General features: G+C 40.4%; 18 protein-coding genes and 1 pseudogene. All 19 read right to left on the reverse strand.

The annotated features are described in order from the left end of the window. Positions 1-5 precede the first annotated feature (5 nt). Complete coding sequence (locus tag PGU50_RS03415) at positions 6-911, reverse strand: glycosyltransferase (RefSeq protein ID WP_118217750.1); 906 nt, start codon at positions 909-911, stop codon at positions 6-8. 7 nt (positions 912-918) lie between these two features. After that, positions 919-2,112, reverse strand: a complete 1,194-nt coding sequence (locus PGU50_RS03420; RefSeq protein ID WP_118217749.1) for a glycosyltransferase — start codon at positions 2,110-2,112, stop codon at positions 919-921. A 25-nt stretch (positions 2,113-2,137) separates the two neighbouring features. Next, a complete protein-coding gene (locus PGU50_RS03425; protein WP_118217748.1) occupies positions 2,138-3,193 on the reverse strand; it encodes an NAD-dependent epimerase/dehydratase family protein in 1,056 nt (351 codons plus the stop codon). Between the two features lie 10 nt (positions 3,194-3,203). Further along, on the reverse strand, positions 3,204-3,929 hold the full coding sequence (locus PGU50_RS03430; RefSeq protein ID WP_118217747.1) for an IspD/TarI family cytidylyltransferase: 726 nt from the start codon (positions 3,927-3,929) through the stop codon (positions 3,204-3,206). A 17-nt stretch (positions 3,930-3,946) separates the two neighbouring features. Further along, positions 3,947-4,678, reverse strand: a complete 732-nt coding sequence (locus tag PGU50_RS03435) for a CDP-alcohol phosphatidyltransferase family protein (RefSeq protein WP_207662825.1) — start codon at positions 4,676-4,678, stop codon at positions 3,947-3,949. A gap of 129 nt (positions 4,679-4,807) precedes the next feature. Then, positions 4,808-4,930 (reverse strand): annotated as a pseudogene (locus PGU50_RS03440) (sugar phosphate nucleotidyltransferase); the annotation flags it as partial. A 20-nt stretch (positions 4,931-4,950) separates the two neighbouring features. Next, a complete protein-coding gene (locus PGU50_RS03445; RefSeq protein WP_118217746.1) occupies positions 4,951-6,072 on the reverse strand; it encodes a glycosyltransferase family 4 protein in 1,122 nt (373 codons plus the stop codon). 605 nt (positions 6,073-6,677) lie between these two features. Further along, entirely contained in the window at positions 6,678-8,099 is a 1,422-nt protein-coding gene (locus PGU50_RS03450) for a sugar transferase (protein WP_118217745.1), read from the reverse strand. A gap of 282 nt (positions 8,100-8,381) precedes the next feature. After that, positions 8,382-9,038 carry a (d)CMP kinase gene (gene cmk / locus PGU50_RS03455; RefSeq protein ID WP_055247106.1) on the reverse strand — a complete coding sequence of 219 codons (657 nt, stop codon included), beginning with the start codon at positions 9,036-9,038 and terminating at the stop codon, positions 8,382-8,384. A gap of 168 nt (positions 9,039-9,206) precedes the next feature. Beyond that, complete coding sequence (locus PGU50_RS03460) at positions 9,207-10,439, reverse strand: NAD(P)/FAD-dependent oxidoreductase (RefSeq protein WP_118217744.1); 1,233 nt, start codon at positions 10,437-10,439, stop codon at positions 9,207-9,209. After that, complete coding sequence (locus PGU50_RS03465; RefSeq protein WP_022219915.1) at positions 10,436-11,335, reverse strand: MurR/RpiR family transcriptional regulator; 900 nt, start codon at positions 11,333-11,335, stop codon at positions 10,436-10,438. Before PGU50_RS03465 ends, PGU50_RS03460 begins: the two co-directional genes overlap by 4 nt. Before the next feature lie 47 nt (positions 11,336-11,382). Further along, positions 11,383-12,144, reverse strand: coding sequence for a hypothetical protein (locus PGU50_RS03470; protein WP_118217743.1), 762 nt, complete (start codon positions 12,142-12,144; stop codon positions 11,383-11,385). After that, a complete protein-coding gene (locus tag PGU50_RS03475; protein ID WP_118217742.1) occupies positions 12,137-13,237 on the reverse strand; it encodes an AAA family ATPase in 1,101 nt (366 codons plus the stop codon). Before PGU50_RS03475 ends, PGU50_RS03470 begins: the two co-directional genes overlap by 8 nt. Positions 13,238-13,314: 77 nt before the next feature. Continuing rightward, positions 13,315-14,094 (reverse strand): hypothetical protein, encoded by a 780-nt coding sequence (locus PGU50_RS03480; protein ID WP_270203477.1) that lies wholly within the window; start codon positions 14,092-14,094, stop codon positions 13,315-13,317. 111 nt (positions 14,095-14,205) lie between these two features. Continuing rightward, positions 14,206-15,615: an oxaloacetate decarboxylase subunit alpha gene (locus PGU50_RS03485; protein ID WP_055155903.1), complete on the reverse strand. Its 1,410-nt coding sequence runs from the start codon at positions 15,613-15,615 to the stop codon at positions 14,206-14,208. 78 nt (positions 15,616-15,693) lie between these two features. Next, positions 15,694-16,845 (reverse strand): sodium ion-translocating decarboxylase subunit beta, encoded by a 1,152-nt coding sequence (locus PGU50_RS03490; protein ID WP_008369207.1) that lies wholly within the window; start codon positions 16,843-16,845, stop codon positions 15,694-15,696. A gap of 36 nt (positions 16,846-16,881) precedes the next feature. After that, positions 16,882-17,247, reverse strand: a complete 366-nt coding sequence (locus PGU50_RS03495) for a biotin/lipoyl-containing protein (protein ID WP_008369209.1) — start codon at positions 17,245-17,247, stop codon at positions 16,882-16,884. Between the two features lie 27 nt (positions 17,248-17,274). Beyond that, entirely contained in the window at positions 17,275-18,054 is a 780-nt protein-coding gene (locus tag PGU50_RS03500; protein WP_008369211.1) for an OadG family transporter subunit, read from the reverse strand. Positions 18,055-18,068: 14 nt separating this feature from the next. Then, positions 18,069-19,505 (reverse strand): acyl-CoA carboxylase subunit beta, encoded by a 1,437-nt coding sequence (locus tag PGU50_RS03505; protein WP_117556561.1) that lies wholly within the window; start codon positions 19,503-19,505, stop codon positions 18,069-18,071. Positions 19,506-19,544: the final 39 nt, after the last annotated feature.

Genomic DNA, 19,544 nt, shown 5'->3' on the forward strand with positions numbered 1-19,544 from the left:
AAATTTCATCTCTTTAAACAATAGAAAATATCCGTCATCCAAAATCTACTCCGGCCATAATATTTTATATATGGGAAAGCAAGGAAAGCCCGAATCACATTTTTGGTTTCTAATATATTTTTTCTTTTTTTATACACCACTAATTGCTCACTTAAAAAGCTTATATATTTTTCATGTCGTATATCTTTTTTGCAAAAAAGAAGCATCCTTGAAATTATATCAATTTCGGTATTTAGTCCTTCCAGTCTATATTTTAGACTTCCTCCACCTCTACTAGATGCGTTCTTATCATGCCGTCTAAATTCTATAGTGTCTTCATTATATATATATGCAGTTTCAGACAAAACAGCTTTTCCCCATAAAAGGCAATCATGTGCATAATTTTCAAACCACACATCATCATAATTCTCTAGCAAACATCTACGAAAGCACATTGAACATCCAGGTCTTGCTGGTTTTATCCAACTTCCAATACGATTAATCTTTACCAATTGTCCATAAAATTTCTCAAAATTAACTTTTTGTGGATGTTCCCCATCATAAAATGGGTGAACATTAGATGCTAGCAGTTGAATTTCCGGGTGCGAATTCATTATTTCTGACATTACCTTAATTTTATCTAAATGCCATATATCATCTTGATCGCAAAGAAAGACTATATCTCCATGCGATTCTTTCATTGCATCGCTAAAATTCAAAGAATACCCTTTATTCTCTTTGTTTCTTACGACATTCCATTTGTCTAATTTGTTTGTTTTGATATACTCCTGCACATACTCATATGTTCCATCAGTGGATCTGTCATCGTAGATTAAAACCTCATCCGGTAACACTGTTTGATTTTTTATTGACTCAAGCTGTTCAGAAATATACTTTAATCCATTATATGTTGTCATCACTAATGAAATCATAACATCCTCACTCTACTCCAGACTCAATAAAGTTTCGATAAAAAGCATCTCTCTTCTTATTTAAGTCTTCTTTGTTATACTCTTTTGATTTCTCAAAATTCCGTTTTGCTTCTTCAATTTGCAGTTCTGGTTTCATCATTTTTTCGAGTATGTCAGCAAGTCTAACATAATCAGCTTTTTCAAACAGGCACTCATCTGAAACTAATTCATAGTTTCCGCCAACATTCGTGCAAATCACTGGGCATGCTCTACTCATTGCCTCCACAATAGATCTGCACAAACCTTCCATAAAACTAGGCTGCACATAAATATCGATTGAATCAAGCCATGAAAAAACTTCACTGTGCGGCTTCGCTCCCAAGATAGAAACACAATCTTCCAGATGCAATTCAGCGATTAACTTTCTCAGTTTATCTCCTGATCCATTTCCAATCATTTCATACTTGAAATTATTTAGCCCTCTATTTTTTAACTCTCCCATGGCACGAATAACATACTCCTGCCCCTTCCAGCCAACATCCAAAAAAGCAGCTGTTCCTAGCACAATCCTGCCTGTATGCTTTTGTATTTTCAGAATACGATTTTCAAGCAATTTATCGTCTGAAGGCATAAGCTCAACATCAGAGCATCCCAACATTTCTCCTTTGCATGGATATCTTTTTTGTAAGGCTTCATTTGTCACATACACGCCATACTTTACATTTTTCATTAATCGCTTATATTGATTTTCTTTGAATCCTGCAACAAATTTTCCGTGCAAGCTATGATACCACAATGATTCCCATGCAAAACCAGTAACCTCAACCAAATACGGCTTATGATACTTTTGTGCGTATTTTAACGCCGTATTAGTATAGATATTTCCTAAGGATCGAATAATCACTTTGTCTGCTTTTTTCACTTCAGATTCAATGGTTCTTTTTGCCAACATTCTCTTTTGACACGACAATGCATTTGAAAGAGGTCTATACATATCAGGGAGTGCCACACAGTGATCAATTGAATTACCAATTTCATTAAATTTTATCCGCGCTTCTTCCTTTGTGTAAATTCGATCCTCTCTACGCAATACTACAGTTAACTCGTCACAGTATCCTTTATATCGGCTCCAAATCTGCGAATTAAAATTTGGGTCTGTATAAAGTGTTCCTTCTGAATCATATTTCCACCTAGATCCACCCTGTATAAACAATAAATTCATTACTATTCCTCACATTAAACATTTTTTACTCGCTTATTTCAGTCAGCATTTTCATAGTTCTTTCCAGGCCTTGTTTAATATCATATCTAGCTGTCCAACCAAGTTTTTTCAGTTTAGAACCATCAAGTCTAGCCTTTGTTGCCTTACTGTATCCAGCTTTTTCGGTTTCGTCAGGCAATTCAAATACAACCTCTTTACCCGCAAAATCAGCAATAATCTTTGCAAGATCTTTCAACATAATATCAGACGCTTCATCCGCAATGTTGTAGGCCTCACCACTTTCACCCTTCAGAATAACTGTTAAAAATCCTGCCACTGCATCTGCCACATAGGTGTAAGAGTAGTACTGTGTTCCAGTACTCTTCAAAACAATGTTTTCGCCGTCCACTGCCTTTTTAATAAACTGTGAAATTGCTTTTGTATCAGTTTTTAACATAGTTGGACCATAAGAGCGGGTAAACCTAGGAATAACGACATCCAAATTTTCCTGCTTTTTATATGCTTGACATAGAGCTTCACCACAACGTTTACTTTCTGGATAACCAGCTCTCAGTGTATTCGAATCAATGTAGCCACAGTACCTCTCGTCGAAGAATTCTACATCTCCTCTGTTTTCTCCATAAATTTCATTTGAGGATGCGAATGCAAAACGTTCTGCATGATGTTTTACCGCAAATTTCAGAAGATTATTTGTTCCGATAATATTTGCAGTCACAGTTCCAATCGGGTCTGTTGCATATGCCACTGGATGCGTATTACTTGCGAGATGAACCACAAAATCTACCCTATCAGCATTATCCAACTCGAGCGGCTCATTGATATCATGTGACACAAATTCAAAAAGAGGTGATGCCCAGTACCTCTCAAATCTATTCTTTGCCTTGTCAAGATTCCGTCCCAATGCATATACCTTGCAATTCAATCCATGCAGGTTTTTTTCCATTAAAACATCAATCAAAAAGCTGCCAATCAAACCGCTGGCTCCAGTAATTAAAATGCTCTTATTGTCCAGTTTTTCCCATGGCAATTCCAAACTAGCTACATATTTAATGTCTTCTCTATAAATTGAATTATCTATCATAGTACTCTCCTTATTTCAGCCAGCTGTCTTTATCTGCCTTTAAGTAAGCCTTGAACATTTCAAGATCGTCTTTAGTCGTCAATTTGATGTTCTTATCGGATCCGGCTGCAAAGTAAAGGCGTTCTCCTAATTCAACCATCATTGTGTTCGTATAGGACGATCCGTAAATACCGATTTCTTTTTCAAATGCTTCATGGTATTTACGATCCAGTAAATCAAATTTGTAAGCCTGCGGTGTGGAAACACGACGCAGAGTTTCACGCGGGATATACTGCGTGGTCGTGGCTTCATTCTCCTTATCCACAACAAAGATCTGCTCATTGTACGGCATAGATGTTACAGCATTTCCATATTGCTTGCATTTACTGATAACATCTGTAAGTACAGACGGCTCAACAAGAGGACGAATGCCGTCGTGGATAATTATCGTATCATCCGCATTTGCCTTTCCCTCCAAGTTGTAAACACCGTTTCTAATAGACTCTTGACCCGTGCTTCCGCCTGAAACAACCCATTTCAATTTATCAATATTAAATTGCTTAGCATAAGCCCACAGAATATCATGCCAGCCGTCAATACAAACTACTTCAATAGCATCGATTTGAGGATGCTTCTGAAAACTTTCTAACGTATAAATAAGAATCGGCTTATCATATACATTAATAAACTGTTTTGGAATGTCCTGCCCCATACGATGTCCTGAACCACCCGCGATAATAATTGCAATGTTTGCCATACTGCTTAATCTCCTTTTTACTTCACATTAAAAATACTTTTTAAAGAAACTACCATAACCATAAAGTTCAAAACGAAATAGCCTATGGTAAACAAATCCATAATATTGAAAATTACCGCAATCAGCATTAAGACCTGAACGAACCCTGCTATAGATGTTAAATTCAGGGCAACCAATTTAACGAAACCATATTCTGATTTGTCTTTTACAGATTTCATTGAACCTTGATCGCCCAGTGTCGTAATCGCTTTATGCATGACGAAGCGAGGAAATATCACAAATATTCCAGATAATGCTCCGAGAATAATATAGAAGTCTGGCGGCAACTGCACAATACTTTGGAATAATCCAGGATTGTGTGCTGCTGCCACACCCCAGCCAAAGAAGGATAAAACCATAGCGATGTAGCCGCTCATTGCATCATATACACTGCCCATCTTCGAAAATTGCTTTTTATACCTTGCAATGTTTCCATCGACTCCATCTAGAAGATTCCACAGAAAAAACATCAACCATCCAACAATTAGGACTTTCTTTGTACTTCCAATACACATGAGCACAAATCCAACAATTATCGGAATAATAGAAATCAAAGAAACCGTATTGGGAGAAATGCTTGTATACAAGAATGGAATAGTCAAGATATACGATAATGGTCTTCCAATATAAAAAGCAAAATAGTCATTTTTTGCTGACTTTCTCTTTTCTGGACTCATCGTTTTATTTTCAATATCTTTAGGTGTAATCATTTTTATTATTTCTCCCTTAAAATTTAAAAGTAGTCTTCAATCTATCTAATTCTGATTTTCCTCTCTCAAAATCAGTGCCGCACTTTCTTTCGGTGTGTATCCTACTGTTCTGAGATATGAAAATCATCTCAGAACGGACATCGGATAATAAATCATCGGTTTATCAAAAATAGGTAAGAGCTGCTTGCTCGTTACTTTCGTTAATGGATATAGACGAGTGCCCGATCCACCTGCTAAAATAATGCCTTTCATAACATCTATTCCTCCGTCATTTATAATCTCTCAAACAGTTTCCCGTGTTCTTCTGAAACTCTCCGAGCGTTAAACCTGTTATGCACATCTTCAAATCCCTGTGTCACCAATCTATCTTTCAATCCATCTTCTTGATAGATTCGCAACACAGCATTACTTGCTCCAGTATCGTCATCCACTTCAACAAGTAAGCCATTTTCTCCATCTCGGATTATATTCGGAATGGCATCCACTCTGCTTGCTACAATAGGCTTGCCTGCTATCATATACTCAGGCAGTGCCAGTCCAAAGCCCTCCCAGCGACTCAGTAGACATGCAACATCGAAAAGCTCCACATAACTCATCGGATCATCAACCCATCCAGTAATATGTAAACTATCCGAAAAGCCATTGTCCTTCGCATACTTTCTGATTTCGTCTTCCTGATTTCCATTACCAACGATAATAAAGTGTGCATTTGGAACTTCATCTTTCACCTGCTTTGCCATCTTAATAAAGACATCTGGTGCTTTTTGCTGACTTATTCGCCCAACCATACCGACAACAAATGCATCTTCTGGAATGTTCAGGTCTTGCCTTTTTACTGCACCATGCGCTCCATTTTCATAGGCCTCGATATCCACACCGTTAAAAATGACTTGCAGTTTATCCTCTTTGCATATTTTCTTATCCAGTGCTGACTGTTTTTCTGCATCTGAAATGCAGATGATTTTATCGCAGAACGGTGCTGCAATTTTTTCTATCATTGTGTATATTGCTTTTTTCTTTGCCGAGCAGCGCATGTTGAACGCCCAGCCATGTGGGTTGTATACACAGTGGTTCTTTAAACCAATATCTGCAATACGAGCAATAGCCCCCGCCTTGCTGGAATGAGCATAGACGATATCGGGGTTATATTTCTTTATCAGTGCTCTAACCTCTCTAATCGCCTTTAAGTCATTGCCACCAATGGCTCGCGTCATCTCGACTTGTTCAAAAGAATCAACCAAACCTCTGTAGTCTTTTTCATGGAAATCCTGTGAGCAAACCAATATATTCTTGAACTTTTCTTTGTCCAAATACTTGAGAAGCATTCGGATGTAGCGATCCACGCCACCTGCGGCCTGCGCCACATGCAGTATTCTGATTTTATTCTTCCTCATCCCTCAAATACTCCTCGTCATTTTTCTTCCGCAAATCTATGCACACATCCGCTCATCGCAGATAGTATTTCTTTTTCCTCTTACCGCTCACGCGGCTAAATGTTTTCTTATGCTGTCGTATCCAATTACCCCAGCAATCATGTTTTCTACTTCATAAAACATCCGTTGAGTACACTCGTCTCTATTCCTCTATAACCGAAGTGTTATCATCTTTTTTCTAAGTGTTGCTTTGTAGTGTGATGTTCATTTTCAACCATTAACCTCAAGTCAACATCTTCGCACCTTTACGCAATACATCAGCACTTAGTTTTAATTTATCATATCATCGTTATTTTTGTATGATATGATCATTGCAACCACCTTTGCTCAACGCTTCAACACTTAGCGTTTCTATATGTACCCTCGTTTTACTTTTTGTACTGCCAATAGTGGAATTTCTTCACGTTATTGAGAAAAACAGCATTTTTGCTATGTATCTCCCACCATCCATACAACCATCAGACCTCAACTGATTTTGTTGAGTAGACATTTCTGCACTCTACATACTTAAAAGAAGTAGCCTTTTCAGCATTTCGTATGCTTTTTATTGACCTTTTACAACAATCCTACTTCGATCCGACCTTCCCAAGCACAACTGCCACGGTCTTAAACAGAATCTTAATATCCAACCCCGGACTCCACTTTTTAATATACTCGGTATCCAGTCTTACAACTTCTTCAAAGTCTGTGATATTACTTCTTCCGCTGACTTGCCACATACCGGTAAGTCCCGGCTTGAATGCCAGTCTGGAGCGGTGATGCATCTCGTATTTCTCCCACTCGTCCACTGTTGGCGGTCTGGTTCCCACAAGGCTCATATCACCTTTGAGCACATTCCAGAACTGCGGGAATTCATCCAGAGAGTAATCACGGATAAAGTTTCCGATTCCTTTGATAATACGCGGATCGTTATCCATCTTGAACATCATACCATCTTTGATATCGTTCTGCGCCATCAGCTCTTTCTTCCGCTCTTCTGCATCCATATACATGCTTCGGAATTTGTAAATGTTGAATTTTTTGCCATTTTTTCCGATTCGCACCTGCTTAAAGAAGATCGGTCCCGGTGACTTAATATAAATGATTGGTGCTACAAAGATAAAAATGATACCTGTCAGTAGCATTCCAACCAGTCCTCCGCAGATATCCATCGTCCTTTTGAAGATCAGCTGACCGGCGCTTACCATATTGATGCTGGTCGAAAGCACCGTATATCCTTCCAGCTTTTCCACAATCTGGTTGGAAGAATCATCCGCAACTCTTGCCAGCTTGATATGTATGGTAATTCCCATGATACCGAAATTTTTGATCATTTTATCCGGAAGCGCAAGCTCTGTCGGAATGCTGAAAAGTGCTTCATCCACCCAGTTCAACTGCGCAAAATCTTCAATCGCACTCTCTCCACAAAATACCGGGAATCCATGATAATTTGGAATTTCATTTTCTTTTGCATCAATAATTCCAATTCCCATTACATGAAACTCACTGTAGGGATTGCCGGTAAATGCCTCCACAATTTCTCTATAATTCTTTTTTCCACCGACCAGAAGGATCGCTCTTTTCCCTGATGCAGGGCCTCTGTGCTTGGAAAGCCATTTTTTCAACAAAATCCTTCCTATATATAATACGCAGATCGATATGATTGGGAATGCAAATGTGACAACTCGTGAGTAATTGCTCGACTCTTTCATTGCAAACAAATAGACAATCACACACACGGTCACGATGATCGCGTGCTTTGCGACTGCCTTAGCCTCCAACCAGTATCCTCTCCTCAAGATTCCTCTGTAGCTTCCCATCGTCAGGCCAACAACCAGATCGATCGCCGCAATTGCAAAAAATACATTCCGATAAAGCGGTGCTTCCCTGTAATATGCAGTCCCATGACGTAACCACTGAGCAAGTAAATAAGATACTTCCAACAATATTAAATCTAACAAAATAAAATCCCAGTGTTTTAACCAACTGGATGTTTTCTTTCTGTACATAATTAAACCCGACCCTCTTAAACATTACTTTCGTAATTCGTTTTCTCTAACATTTATAACATATTTCATATAAAAGGTAAAGCAATCTCCATGTACAATTCTCTTTTTTAACATTTTATCGACTTTTCGCACAAAAAAGTCATTAGTTTTGTGTACTTTTTTCCTAAAAACTAATGACTTTTTAATTATTTATCGATTATTGTATTTTCAATTATAGATTTTTACCTTTCCATACAATAATCATCTTTTTTTGCTGCTGCAATCTGATTTCTGACAGATTTTCTACTTTGTCAGTGCAATAATTGCTTTCACCACATCGTCAATTCCCATCTCAGAGCTGTCGATCAGCGTTGCATCTTCAGCCTGCTTAAGCGGTGCGATCTCTCTTGTCATATCGCGCTCGTCTCTTTCCTGGATATCCTGCCTGATCTGTTCAAAATCACAGGCTTCTCCTTTTCCTTCCAGTTCTTTGAACCGGCGCATTGCCCGGCATTCTACACTTGCAGTCAGATACACTTTAACATCCGCATTCGGAAGTACATTGGTTCCGATATCTCTTCCGTCCATAACGACATCTTTTTCTTTTGCAAGATTCCTCTGCAGATCCAGAAGCTTTGCACGGACTGCCGGTACTGCCGAGCTTACGGATGCCATATTTCCAACCGCTTCCTCACGAAGCTGTGAAGTGATGTTTTCTCCATTCAAATAGACCTGCTGCACACCATTTTCATAACCAAGCTCTACCTTTGCATCCTCGCATGCTGCCTCGATCTTCTCTACTTCTCCCGGTACGATCCCCTTTTTCAGAAAATGTACGGCAAGTCCGCGGTACATTGCCCCGGTATCTACATAGATGAATCCCAGTTCCTTTGCAACCAGTTTTGCGATCGTGCTCTTTCCGGCACCTGCCGGTCCGTCAATTGCGATATTATATCCCATTTTATATCCTCCCTGTTTCACTCACATTTTCTGTTCCTGTCCAGATCTGACGGTTCCTTTTCCGGCTTTCCGCTGATATTCTCATCCTCAGCTTTTCTCACCTTCCATCCGGATCATTTCCTGTTTACGCCATCTCTGGATTGCTGTGCGATATCTATAATCCAAAAACTACCAGATATTACTTCCTGCCGCATATGCAGTCGACCATGCGATCTGCAGATTGAATCCACCAGTCAGTGCATCCAGATCCAGCACTTCCCCTGCAAAATACAGTCCCTGTACCAGCTTTGACTCCATCGTAGACGGATTGACTTCTTTGACTTTTACACCGCCCCGTGTAATAATTGCCTCTTTGAAATCCCGAAGCCCGGTCAGTGTCACAGTAAAATGTTTAATCAGATGGACGAAATTCATCCGCTCTTCTTTTGTGATCACATTGACCTTCTTCTCCGGATCAATGCCGCTTAAGTGGATCATGACCGGAAGTAATTTTGCCGGAAACAGTCCGGTAACTGCATTTTTAAACTGTTTATTATGGTTTGCATCAAATTCCCGCAGCACTCTCGCATCCAGCTGCTCTTCGGAAAGTGCCGGCTTCAGGTCGATGACCAGCTTTAACTCATGCTTTTTCTGCAGGATTTTACCTACATAGGCACTCGCACTGATGATCAGTGGTCCGCTTACTCCAAAGTGGGTGAATAACATTTCTCCGAAATCACTGTACAGCTCTTTCTTTCCGTCATAGACCGTTGCCTGGACATTCCGGAGGGAAAGCCCCATCAGTGCCGGAATGTACTCTTCTCTGACATTCATCGGAACCAGGGAAGGTGCAGGATCGGTGATCTTGTGTCCCATCGCTTCTGCAAAGCGATAGCCATCTCCGGTGGAACCTGTTGTCTGATAGCTGACACCACCGGTTGCGATAATGCAGGCATCCCCTTCTTCTTTGCTTCCATCTGCCATGACAAGATAGGAAAATCTTCCATCCTCTGCCACAACCTTTTCTACATTGGAATAAAGATGGATGTGTACTCCATTTCGCTTCATTTCCAGCTCCAGTGTGCGGATAACATCCGAAGAATGATCCGACTGCGGAAATACACGGTTGCCACGCTCTGTCTTCAGACGCAATCCTGCATTTTCAAAGAAATCCATCACATCCTGGTTGGTAAATCCGTAAAAACTGCTGTACATGAATTTCTCATTGGATACCATATTTTGGAAAAGCTCTTCTACATCACAAGCATTGGTGACGTTGCATCTGCCTTTTCCCGTGATAAAAAGCTTCTTTCCAAGTTTTTCATTTTTCTCAAATACGTGGACTTCATTGCCATTTTTCGCCGCAAAGATCGATGCGAACATACCGGCAGCTCCGCCCCCTACGATCAGTACTTTACTCATTTGATCCTTACCTCATCTTCTACAGGCTCCAGTTCATCTCTGGAATAAACCTGATATTCGTCCCAGATGTCCTCCAGTGTCTCCAGCGTCTCGATGACATCATCCTGCTTCTTCATACAGAGTGCAACCACCAGTGCATTGATCACACTGAGCGGTGCAACCAGGGAATCTACGATAGATGCCATATCACTCTTGGCGATCAGATTGCAGGAGGAATAGAGATTCATCGGTGAATTCACACTGTCGGTCAAGGTTATTACCTTTGCTTTCCGGTTGCTGGCAAATTCCAGTGCTTTTAATGTACGCATGGAATATCGCGGAAAACTGATCCCGATGATCACATCTTCTTCCCCGATCCGGATCAGCTGCTCAAAAATCTCGCTGGAACTGTTGGTATCGACCTCTACCACATCCTCACAGATCAGATTCAGATAGAAAGTCAGGAATTTTGCCAGCGGTGCGCAGCTTCGGATTCCGATCACATAAACCTTTTTTGCCGCAAGGATCGTATCCACCGCCAGCTCAAATGCATGATTGTCCACGGATTCCAATGTCTGCTTGATCTTCTCGATATCAGACTGCAGAACCGTCGCCAGGATCTCGCTCCGGTCGATCCGTCCGTAGGTCACTTCCATACGCTGGATAGAATTCAGCTTGGTACGCACCAGTTCTCCCAGTGCTTTCTGGAATTCGGGATAGCCTTTATATCCAAGCTGTGTTGCGAAACGGACAACCGTTGATTCGCTGACACCGACTGCCTCTCCCATCTTTGCAGCCGTCAGGAAGGCTGCTTTATCATAATTTTCTTTGATGTAATCCGCAAGTCGCTTCTGTCCCTTGCTGAACTTCGGATATTTCTCATCAATTCTAATCAGTAACTCATTTTTTGTGCTCACAATTTGCCTCCAGTATCATTTGACAAGGGACGATTCCTCGTCCCCTGTTAAGCTTCCCATATAGACTCTCTAAAATATTCATAAATAAACAATGGAAAACTATTGATAATTCCTATTTTTCCATTTTTTATAAATTTAGTCTTTTGAAAATCATATAATCTGTCCTGAGTCAGCTCATTAAATAAATCATTTCTTTCAGGCAATTCATATCTTCCTTTTATAATACAGTTTAGTTTGCGTAAACTGTTTCGGCATAAATCATACCAGTCATTTTTCGATAAATGTCTGAAATCCTGATATTTTTTTATTTCATGAACTGTTTTCTTATATTTTTTGATATCATCAATATCAAGCATACATCTGCGATAACATTTTTCTTCTTCAAATGCGTATTGATCCCTTAACGACTCCACCATTGGATAATTAATATACAGCTTTCCCAAATCTGTCTCTTCATTAAATGTATTTAACATTTCTTCCAGAATATCTACATCTTTTTCTTTCGCTTTCAGATTATTATTATGGCCATCATAATCAAAAAACAAATATATTTCCATAAAATCATTTCGTTCAAAACCTTCCAGTACTTTTTTCGCCTCTTTATTCGACTCCCTTAGTACTTCAATTACATCGGTCTCAAACTCGTCCTTCTTTAATTGTTTCCACAACATGTAAATATTTTCTCCTGCCGGAAACGTAATCGGCACAAGCTCGCATTGTTCCGAGAAAAAGATTTGATTCAAGTTCCATACAAGCTGCTTTTCTGTCCGTTCACCCTCATAAATAATCGCTATGTATTTTTTAATCATCAAATGCCCCCGCATTATAAAGCTTTTGCAAATTATGTGCTTTTCTCAATTCCTTATTGGTTGCTTCACTGAATGATTTAATCTTTCCGTTCTGGATACGCAAATAACAATCTGGTCGAAGCAGATCATTACTCATGATATCTGTATTATGTGTTGTCAGTATACTTTGTGTCTTAGGAAGTTTCAAAAGTTCTTTTACAACTGCTGTTGCAAGATTATTATGATAAAATGCATCAAATTCATCAATAAACACAAGTGATACATTTTCCAAATGCATCAGCCAATAATAAAACAATGTCAATGAACATGTTCCTCGCGAAGCCACACTATAAAAATTCACTTCTCGCTTACCAAATTTACAGAACAATTGTTGTTCACCTTCTATTTCTTTAGCTACTAATTCATATTCTATACCTAATTCGTGTAAGAACTCCTGAAAATCTTTTACCTTATTACGTTTGATAATTCCCTGTGCAATTTTTTCAGTGCCGTTATAATATCCTTGATAATCATTTTTTTCCAAAGAACTGAACCAGAGCATCCGATCGACAAATCTCATGAATTTAGTAAATACTATACATTCTTCTGTGTTCTTCAAAACTGTATTATTAGAAACATATTTTACAAACGAAATGTTCTTCTCTGTCAGATTTGTATTCAATGTCTCTGCCCCTGCCAGCAGTACCTCTCCTTCATGCGTTTCATAATTATATCTCAGATAAATATCTCCATTGATCCAGACCTTTTCTTCCAGTAACTTTTGTGCACTTTCTTTTTTATACCAATATTTCAAATTTCCTTCTTCAAATTCAAATTCGTAATAAAACTCAGTCGGCTCATCTTTTTCCAGATTCCCATATAACCGATAGAATTCAAAATTTCTTTCTTTATCTGTTAAGTGTAAAATAATATCGAATAAAGCATATCCCAGATTACTTTTTCCGCTCGCATTTTCCCCATATACGAGTGCGGTTTTTATCGTCCTATTATGAACTGCTTTATCACTAAATCCATAATTATTTATTTTAGATAAATCAAGCAATAAGTCCTCTTTAAAATTTTTAAAATTTTTCAGCCAAAACTTTTTTAACATTGCCTTCTTTCCTCCTGTCTTTTCATATTACACCAAAAAAAAGGCATTTACAATATTCATCCGTAAAAAAACTACAGTTATATATCATAAATTCCCTTTAAAAAAAGTTTTTTTAGCTGGTACACTGTTTTTATTTCTTTTTCTATCCCATTTATCATTTTTATCATCTTTCCTCCGTTTATGTAATAGTAATTATCCAATGGTGCAATACATTCATCTATCCAACAGCTTCTTCTCGCAAACACTATAATCTGAACCTCTGAATCTATACCTTCTTTTTTTATTCTATCTATTTCGCTATCATCCACATCATCAATAATTTTTATTTTCGTTCTCTTACTATTTCTTTTCAAATATTCTTTCTTTAAATCATTTCTCACCTTGTTCCATTCCACAGACTTGTCATTTTTCGTAACTTCAACAACATATTCCTTTTGTTGAAACATATTCATACATTTTTCTAAAATCTCTGTTTCTCTTTTCAAATTTTTTACTTTTGCATATTTAACTGATTTTTTTATCATATCTATAGGCACGTTTACTTCATTCTTTAAAATAAATTCAAAAAGCATTTTTTCTATTTTAATGCATCCACAATAGATCCTCCCATTCTTTTTCCGCTCGTATACTATTTCAATTTCTATATCTTCTATTAAAAATATATATTTGAACTTTCCATTATTTTCTATATATTGATTTTTCAAATCTTGTTCAGTAATAATATCTTTTAATGCCATACACAATGTAGTTTTTCCAGCTCCACATTTTCCAAATACGCACGAAATCCCCTGATTCCATTCTATTGATAATTTTTCTATAAAATTTCCATAATTTTCTACTTCAAAGCAAGACAGCATTTAACCATTTCCTTTTTTATTGATTTCTTATTATAAATTATATGCCTGTCCTTTTTTTATATGAAAAGAACAGCTTTTTGTTGCCAAAAAGCTGTTCTTACTAATATGCTATTATACCGGATAACTTCCGTCTTTTGCAATTGTAGCATCTACTTTCTTCTCCTGTGCCTCGCGGTATTTGAAGAAGTCTGTAGCTACCTGCGGGAAAAGTGCGTAGCTGAGTACGTCTTCATCCTGCTCTTTGTACTGTTCCATCTCTTTTTCAAGAGTTCCGAGTTCATCCGGGATCAGATCTGCCGGACGGCATGTGATAACTTCCGGATTGTCTCCGAGTACTTTCTTAACAACATCCGGGTTGAACGGTTTAACAGTTGCACCGTATTTTCCGCTCAGGATGTCTTTCGTCTCTTTTGTTGCCATCTTGTAGCGTTCGCCCATCAGGACATTGAATACTGCCTGTGTACCAACGATCTGTGATGACGGAGTAACCAGCGGTGGTTCACCAAGGTCTTTACGAACTCTCGGTACTTCCTCAAGTACGTCGTAGAACTTGTCTTCTGCCCCTTGCTCTTTGAGCTGGGAAGTAAGGTTGGAAAGCATTCCGCCCGGTACCTGGTACAGAAGTGTCTTGATGTTAACACCAAGGTTCTTCGGATTGAGAAGTCCACTGTCAAGTGCTTCGTCACGGATCGGACGGAAGTAATCAGCGATCTCAGCCAGAAGATTCTGGTCAAATCCTGTATCATAAGGTGTTCCCTTGAATGTCTCAACCATAACTTCTGTTGCCGGCTGAGAAGTTCCAAGTGCGAACGGTGAAATAGCGGTATCGATCACGTCTACACCGGCTTCAACTGCTTTTAAGTATGTCATTGAAGCAACACCTGATGTGTAATGTGTATGCAGCTGGATCGGGATATCAACAGCTTCTTTTAATGCTCCGACAAGTTCTGTTGCCTTGTACGGAAGAAGAAGTCCTGCCATATCTTTGATACAGATAGAGTTTGCACCCATATCTTCGATTCTCTTTGCGATGTCTACCCAGTAATCCAAGGTGTAAGCATCTCCAAGTGTGTAAGAAAGCGCGATCTGTGCTTCTGCTTTCTCAGCGTTAGCTGCTTTTACTGCTGTCTGAAGGTTTCTAAGGTCATTCAGACAGTCAAAAATACGAATGATATCGATTCCGTTTGCAACAGATTTTTTAACGAAGTATTCTACTACATCATCTGCGTATGGACGGTATCCAAGGATGTTCTGTCCACGGAAGAGCATCTGAAGTTTGGTGTTCTTGAATCCGTCACGGAATTTACGAAGTCTTGACCATGGGTCTTCATGCAGGAAACGAAGGGATGCATCAAATGTAGCTCCGCCCCAGCACTCTACGGAATGATATCCGACTTTGTCCATTTTATCTACGATCGGAAGCATCTGTTCTGTGGTAAGTCTTGTTGCGATCAGGGACTGATGCGCATCACGCAGAACTGTTTCCGTAATCTTAATCGGTTTCTTTTCAATTGCTGCCATTATATCTTCCTCCAATTATTATAAGGTTTATTGCGCTCCAGGATTGTTATCTCACTGTCAGATACGCGCTTCCTGTTGCTACATTACTCCGAAAATAGCCATAAATGTTCCGGCTGCTACGGCTGTTCCGATAACTCCGGCTACGTTCGGTCCCATTGCATGCATCAGAAGGAAGTTGGTCGGATCTGCTTCCGCTCCTACTTTCTGAGATACACGGGCTGCCATAGGTACGGCAGATACTCCGGCTGAACCAATCAGCGGATTTACCTTGCCATGTGTGGCTACGCACATCAGTTTTCCAAACAGGACACCTGCTGCGGTACCGAATGCGAATGCAATCAGACCAAGTAGTACGATCTTCAATGTGCTGACATTTAAGAATGCCTCTGCACTTGTAGTAGCACCTACAGATGTACCAAGCAGGATAACTACGATGTACATCATTGCGTTGGATGCGGTCTCTGTCAGCTGTCTTACAACACCGGATTCTTTGAACAGGTTACCAAGCATCAGCATACCTACCAGAGGAGCTGTTGTCGGAAGAATCATACATACAACGATGGTTACGATGATCGGGAACAGAATTTTCTCAAGCTGTGTAACCGGACGAAGCTGTCCCATTTTAATCTTTCTTTCCTTCTCTGTTGTGAGAAGTTTCATGATCGGCGGCTGGATGATCGGAACCAGTGACATGTAAGAGTAGGCTGCCACGGCGATCGGTCCCATAAGTGCTGTCTGCTGGAGCTTACCTGCAAGGAAGATGGAAGTCGGTCCATCTGCTCCACCGATGATGGAGATGGCAGCTGCTGCCTTATCAGAGAATCCGAGAGCCATTGCACCAAGATAAGCGGCGAAAATACCAAACTGTGCTGCCGCACCGAGGAGGAAGCTCGCCGGGTTGGCAATGAGCGGTCCAAAGTCAGTCATCGCACCGACACCCATGAAAATAAGTGACGGGAGAATAGACCACTCATCCAGCTGGAAGAAGTAATACAAAAGTCCGCCCGTTCCGTTAGCCGAATCTTCTGCATGAAGCATGATATCCGGGTAAATATTTACCAGGAGCATACCAAATGCAATCGGTACAAGCAGAAGCGGTTCAAACCCATGCTTGATTGCAAGATAAAGGAAAAAACATGCAACTGCGATCATAATGTAGTTACCCCAAGTCAGGTTGAGGAACGCAGTCTGCTGCACGAGGTTTCCCAGTGTGTTAGTGATATATTCCATGTTATAACCTCCTGTTTTTCAAAAGGATGTTGCTCCTTAGTTCAATGTAGCCAGTGTCTGTCCTGCTTCTACTGCATCACCTACTGCTACATCGATACTTGCAACTGTTCCGTCTTCCGGAGCTACAACAGGAATTTCCATCTTCATTGCTTCTACGATAAGAACTGCATCACCGCGGGATACTTTCTGTCCTACGCTTGCTTCGATCTTAAATACTTTTCCGGCTGCACCTGCTTCTACCTTGATGCTTCCAGCTCCGGCTGCTGCTTTTGGAGCTGCCTTCGGTGCTGCTTTCGGAGCTGCCTTTGGTGCTGCTACTGGTGCTGCAGCTGCTCCGTTTCCGTTTTCTTCTACTGTAACATCATATACGTTGCCGTTAACTGTGATTGTATAGTTTTTCATCTTTAAATCCTCCTGATTCTATTCGCACTATGCATTCCATTTGTTTGATTTTCTTCTCTTGATAGAACGTACTACAAATCCGTCTGTAGTAGTTCCTTCTGCTGCTGCGATCGCTGCTGCGATAACTGCAACAAGTTCGGTATCATCCATTTCTTCTGCTTCTTCTACAGCTGCTGCCACTGCCGGTGCCGGTGCTGCCTTCGGAGCTTCTTCTTTTTTCTTCTTGGATGTACCGTTAAGTAATGCAGGAACGTATTTGATCAGGGAAATGATAAAGCTCATGAAAATAAGCATTACGAATACAGTTCCCATACCAAGTAATGTGTTAAGTCCCGCTTTTTCAAGGATTTCGCTCATGCCGTAATGAGCATTGACTGTAAATGATTCCAGAGTCATATTCTCATCGAATACGAATTCCAGGTCTGCACTTCTGTCAGAAAATGTTGCCGGTGCAGTTACCGTAACACCTGTAGAAGACGCCTCGAATTCATAGTCTTTATGGCTTTCATAATCGCCGCATTCTTCCAGGGATGCTTTCCATCCTTCCAGTGCAGTTGCGAAAGTGTCTGCTTCCATCTGCACACCGGTCTGGCTTTCAAACTGTGCCATCAGATATCCCTGATTCCAGTCTGACATCTCTGTGATCTGGTCGCTTGTGATGGATCCGCTCTCAATGATATCAAAAACAGCATCACAAGACTGGATCAGTGTATCTTTGTCATAGCTGACGGTCTTGGCATTTCCGCAGCCTGCAAGGCCGAGCACAAGTACCAGAACTGCGACTACTAAACTAATCTTTTTCTTCACTTTGCTTCACCTCGCTAAATTGTTCCGTGTTTTTTGGATGGTCTTTCTTCCCTTTTTGTAAATAACATCTCAAATGCACCGATCACATATTTTCTGGTATCTGCCGGTTCGATGATGGTATCTACATATCCTCTTCCAGCTGCGGAAAGCGGGCTTGACTGAAGTGCTTTGTATTCTTCTGTCTTTGCTTTTAATGTATCTGCATCTGCATCTGTGTACATGATCTTCGCAGCCATGTCTGCTGCCATCATTCCGATCTCAGCTTCCGGCCATGCGTATACCATGTCTGCTCCGATTGCTTTGCTGTTCATTGTCACATATGCGCTTCCGAATGCTTTACCTGTGATCACATTGACTTTTGGTACAGTTGCATCTGCAAATGCATAAGTGAGAGCTGCCATCTCTCTTGCAAGGTTCTTTTCTGAGCATGCAGTTGCCTTGAGTCCCTTTACGTTTGTAAGTGTGAGTACCGGAATTCCGAATGCATCACAGAATTTAACGAAAGCTGCTGCTTTCTTGCATCCCATTGCTGAGAGTGTGCCGTCGAATTCTTCTGCTGTGTTGCCTTCTTCATCGTATACTTTTGAGCGGTTGGCAACAGCACCTACTGTCATTCCGTTCAGGCGGATGAATCCTGTTACCATATCTTTTGCATAAGCTTTCTTTGTCTCAATGAATACACCATTGTCAGAGATCATAGAAAGAGCAAGTGCTGCATCTTCTGCTGCATTCTCAAGATCTGCACATACTCTGTTCAGATCATCTGTGCATTCATCATATGCATCGTTGTCTTCGTTGTTAGCCGGAAGAATTGCTACGAGTGAGCGGATCTCGTCAAGAATTTCTTCTTCGCTTCCTACGCCGTCAACGATTCCGGATTCTTCACTCTGGAATTTTGCGCTTGCTGTATCGCATTTGTCCGCAGTGTTGCCCGGAATGGTGTTCGGAGAGTTTACGAATAATTTTCCGTTCTCTGCCATAAATGTAAAATCAGAAAGTGCTGCTGCCGCTGCCAGTCCACCACCGCAATTGCCGAATACTGCTGTGATTTGTGGAATTACGCCAGAAGCCATAGCCTGTTTGTAATAGAAGCTTCCGAATGCGTTCAGTGCGTCAGTTGCTTCCTGAAGACGAAGTCCTGCGCAGTCGATCAGACCGATCACCGGTGCGCCCATCTTCATTGCCATATCATAAATGTTCGCAATCTTCTTTGCGTGCATCTCGCCGATGGTTCCGTTCAGTACAGATGCGTCCTGGCTGTATACATATACCAGGTTTCCATCGATCACACCGTAACCTGTGATGACGCCATCTGTCGGAGCTTTTTTCTCCTGCATGTTGAAATCTGTTGCTCTTGCAGTTACCTGTCCACCGATTTCAACAAAGCTTCCCTCATCGAGCAAATTGGCAATTCTTAAGCTCGCCGGGTTTGATGATGTTGTGTTGCTCATAAATCTAGCCCTCCATTTTTATAAATTTAATAATTAAAT

Source organism: Coprococcus sp. AM11-30B (genome assembly GCF_027674365.1).
GTDB lineage: Bacteria > Bacillota > Clostridia > Lachnospirales > Lachnospiraceae > Allocoprococcus > Allocoprococcus comes.

Coding starts and splice junctions, on each gene's coding strand:
- PGU50_RS03415 (WP_118217750.1), bottom strand. CDS start 911: ATGATTTCATTAGTGATGACAACATATAATGGATTAAAGTATATTTCT.
- PGU50_RS03420 (WP_118217749.1), bottom strand. CDS start 2,112: ATGAATTTATTGTTTATACAGGGTGGATCTAGGTGGAAATATGATTCA.
- PGU50_RS03425 (WP_118217748.1), bottom strand. CDS start 3,193: ATGATAGATAATTCAATTTATAGAGAAGACATTAAATATGTAGCTAGT.
- PGU50_RS03430 (WP_118217747.1), bottom strand. CDS start 3,929: ATGGCAAACATTGCAATTATTATCGCGGGTGGTTCAGGACATCGTATG.
- PGU50_RS03435 (WP_207662825.1), bottom strand. CDS start 4,678: ATGATTACACCTAAAGATATTGAAAATAAAACGATGAGTCCAGAAAAG.
- PGU50_RS03445 (WP_118217746.1), bottom strand. CDS start 6,072: ATGAGGAAGAATAAAATCAGAATACTGCATGTGGCGCAGGCCGCAGGT.
- PGU50_RS03450 (WP_118217745.1), bottom strand. CDS start 8,099: ATGTACAGAAAGAAAACATCCAGTTGGTTAAAACACTGGGATTTTATT.
- cmk (WP_055247106.1), bottom strand. CDS start 9,038: ATGGGATATAATATCGCAATTGACGGACCGGCAGGTGCCGGAAAGAGC.
- PGU50_RS03460 (WP_118217744.1), bottom strand. CDS start 10,439: ATGAGTAAAGTACTGATCGTAGGGGGCGGAGCTGCCGGTATGTTCGCA.
- PGU50_RS03470 (WP_118217743.1), bottom strand. CDS start 12,144: ATGATTAAAAAATACATAGCGATTATTTATGAGGGTGAACGGACAGAA.
- PGU50_RS03475 (WP_118217742.1), bottom strand. CDS start 13,237: ATGTTAAAAAAGTTTTGGCTGAAAAATTTTAAAAATTTTAAAGAGGAC.
- PGU50_RS03480 (WP_270203477.1), bottom strand. CDS start 14,094: ATGCTGTCTTGCTTTGAAGTAGAAAATTATGGAAATTTTATAGAAAAA.
- PGU50_RS03485 (WP_055155903.1), bottom strand. CDS start 15,615: ATGGCAGCAATTGAAAAGAAACCGATTAAGATTACGGAAACAGTTCTG.
- PGU50_RS03490 (WP_008369207.1), bottom strand. CDS start 16,845: ATGGAATATATCACTAACACACTGGGAAACCTCGTGCAGCAGACTGCG.
- PGU50_RS03495 (WP_008369209.1), bottom strand. CDS start 17,247: ATGAAAAACTATACAATCACAGTTAACGGCAACGTATATGATGTTACA.
- PGU50_RS03505 (WP_117556561.1), bottom strand. CDS start 19,505: ATGAGCAACACAACATCATCAAACCCGGCGAGCTTAAGAATTGCCAAT.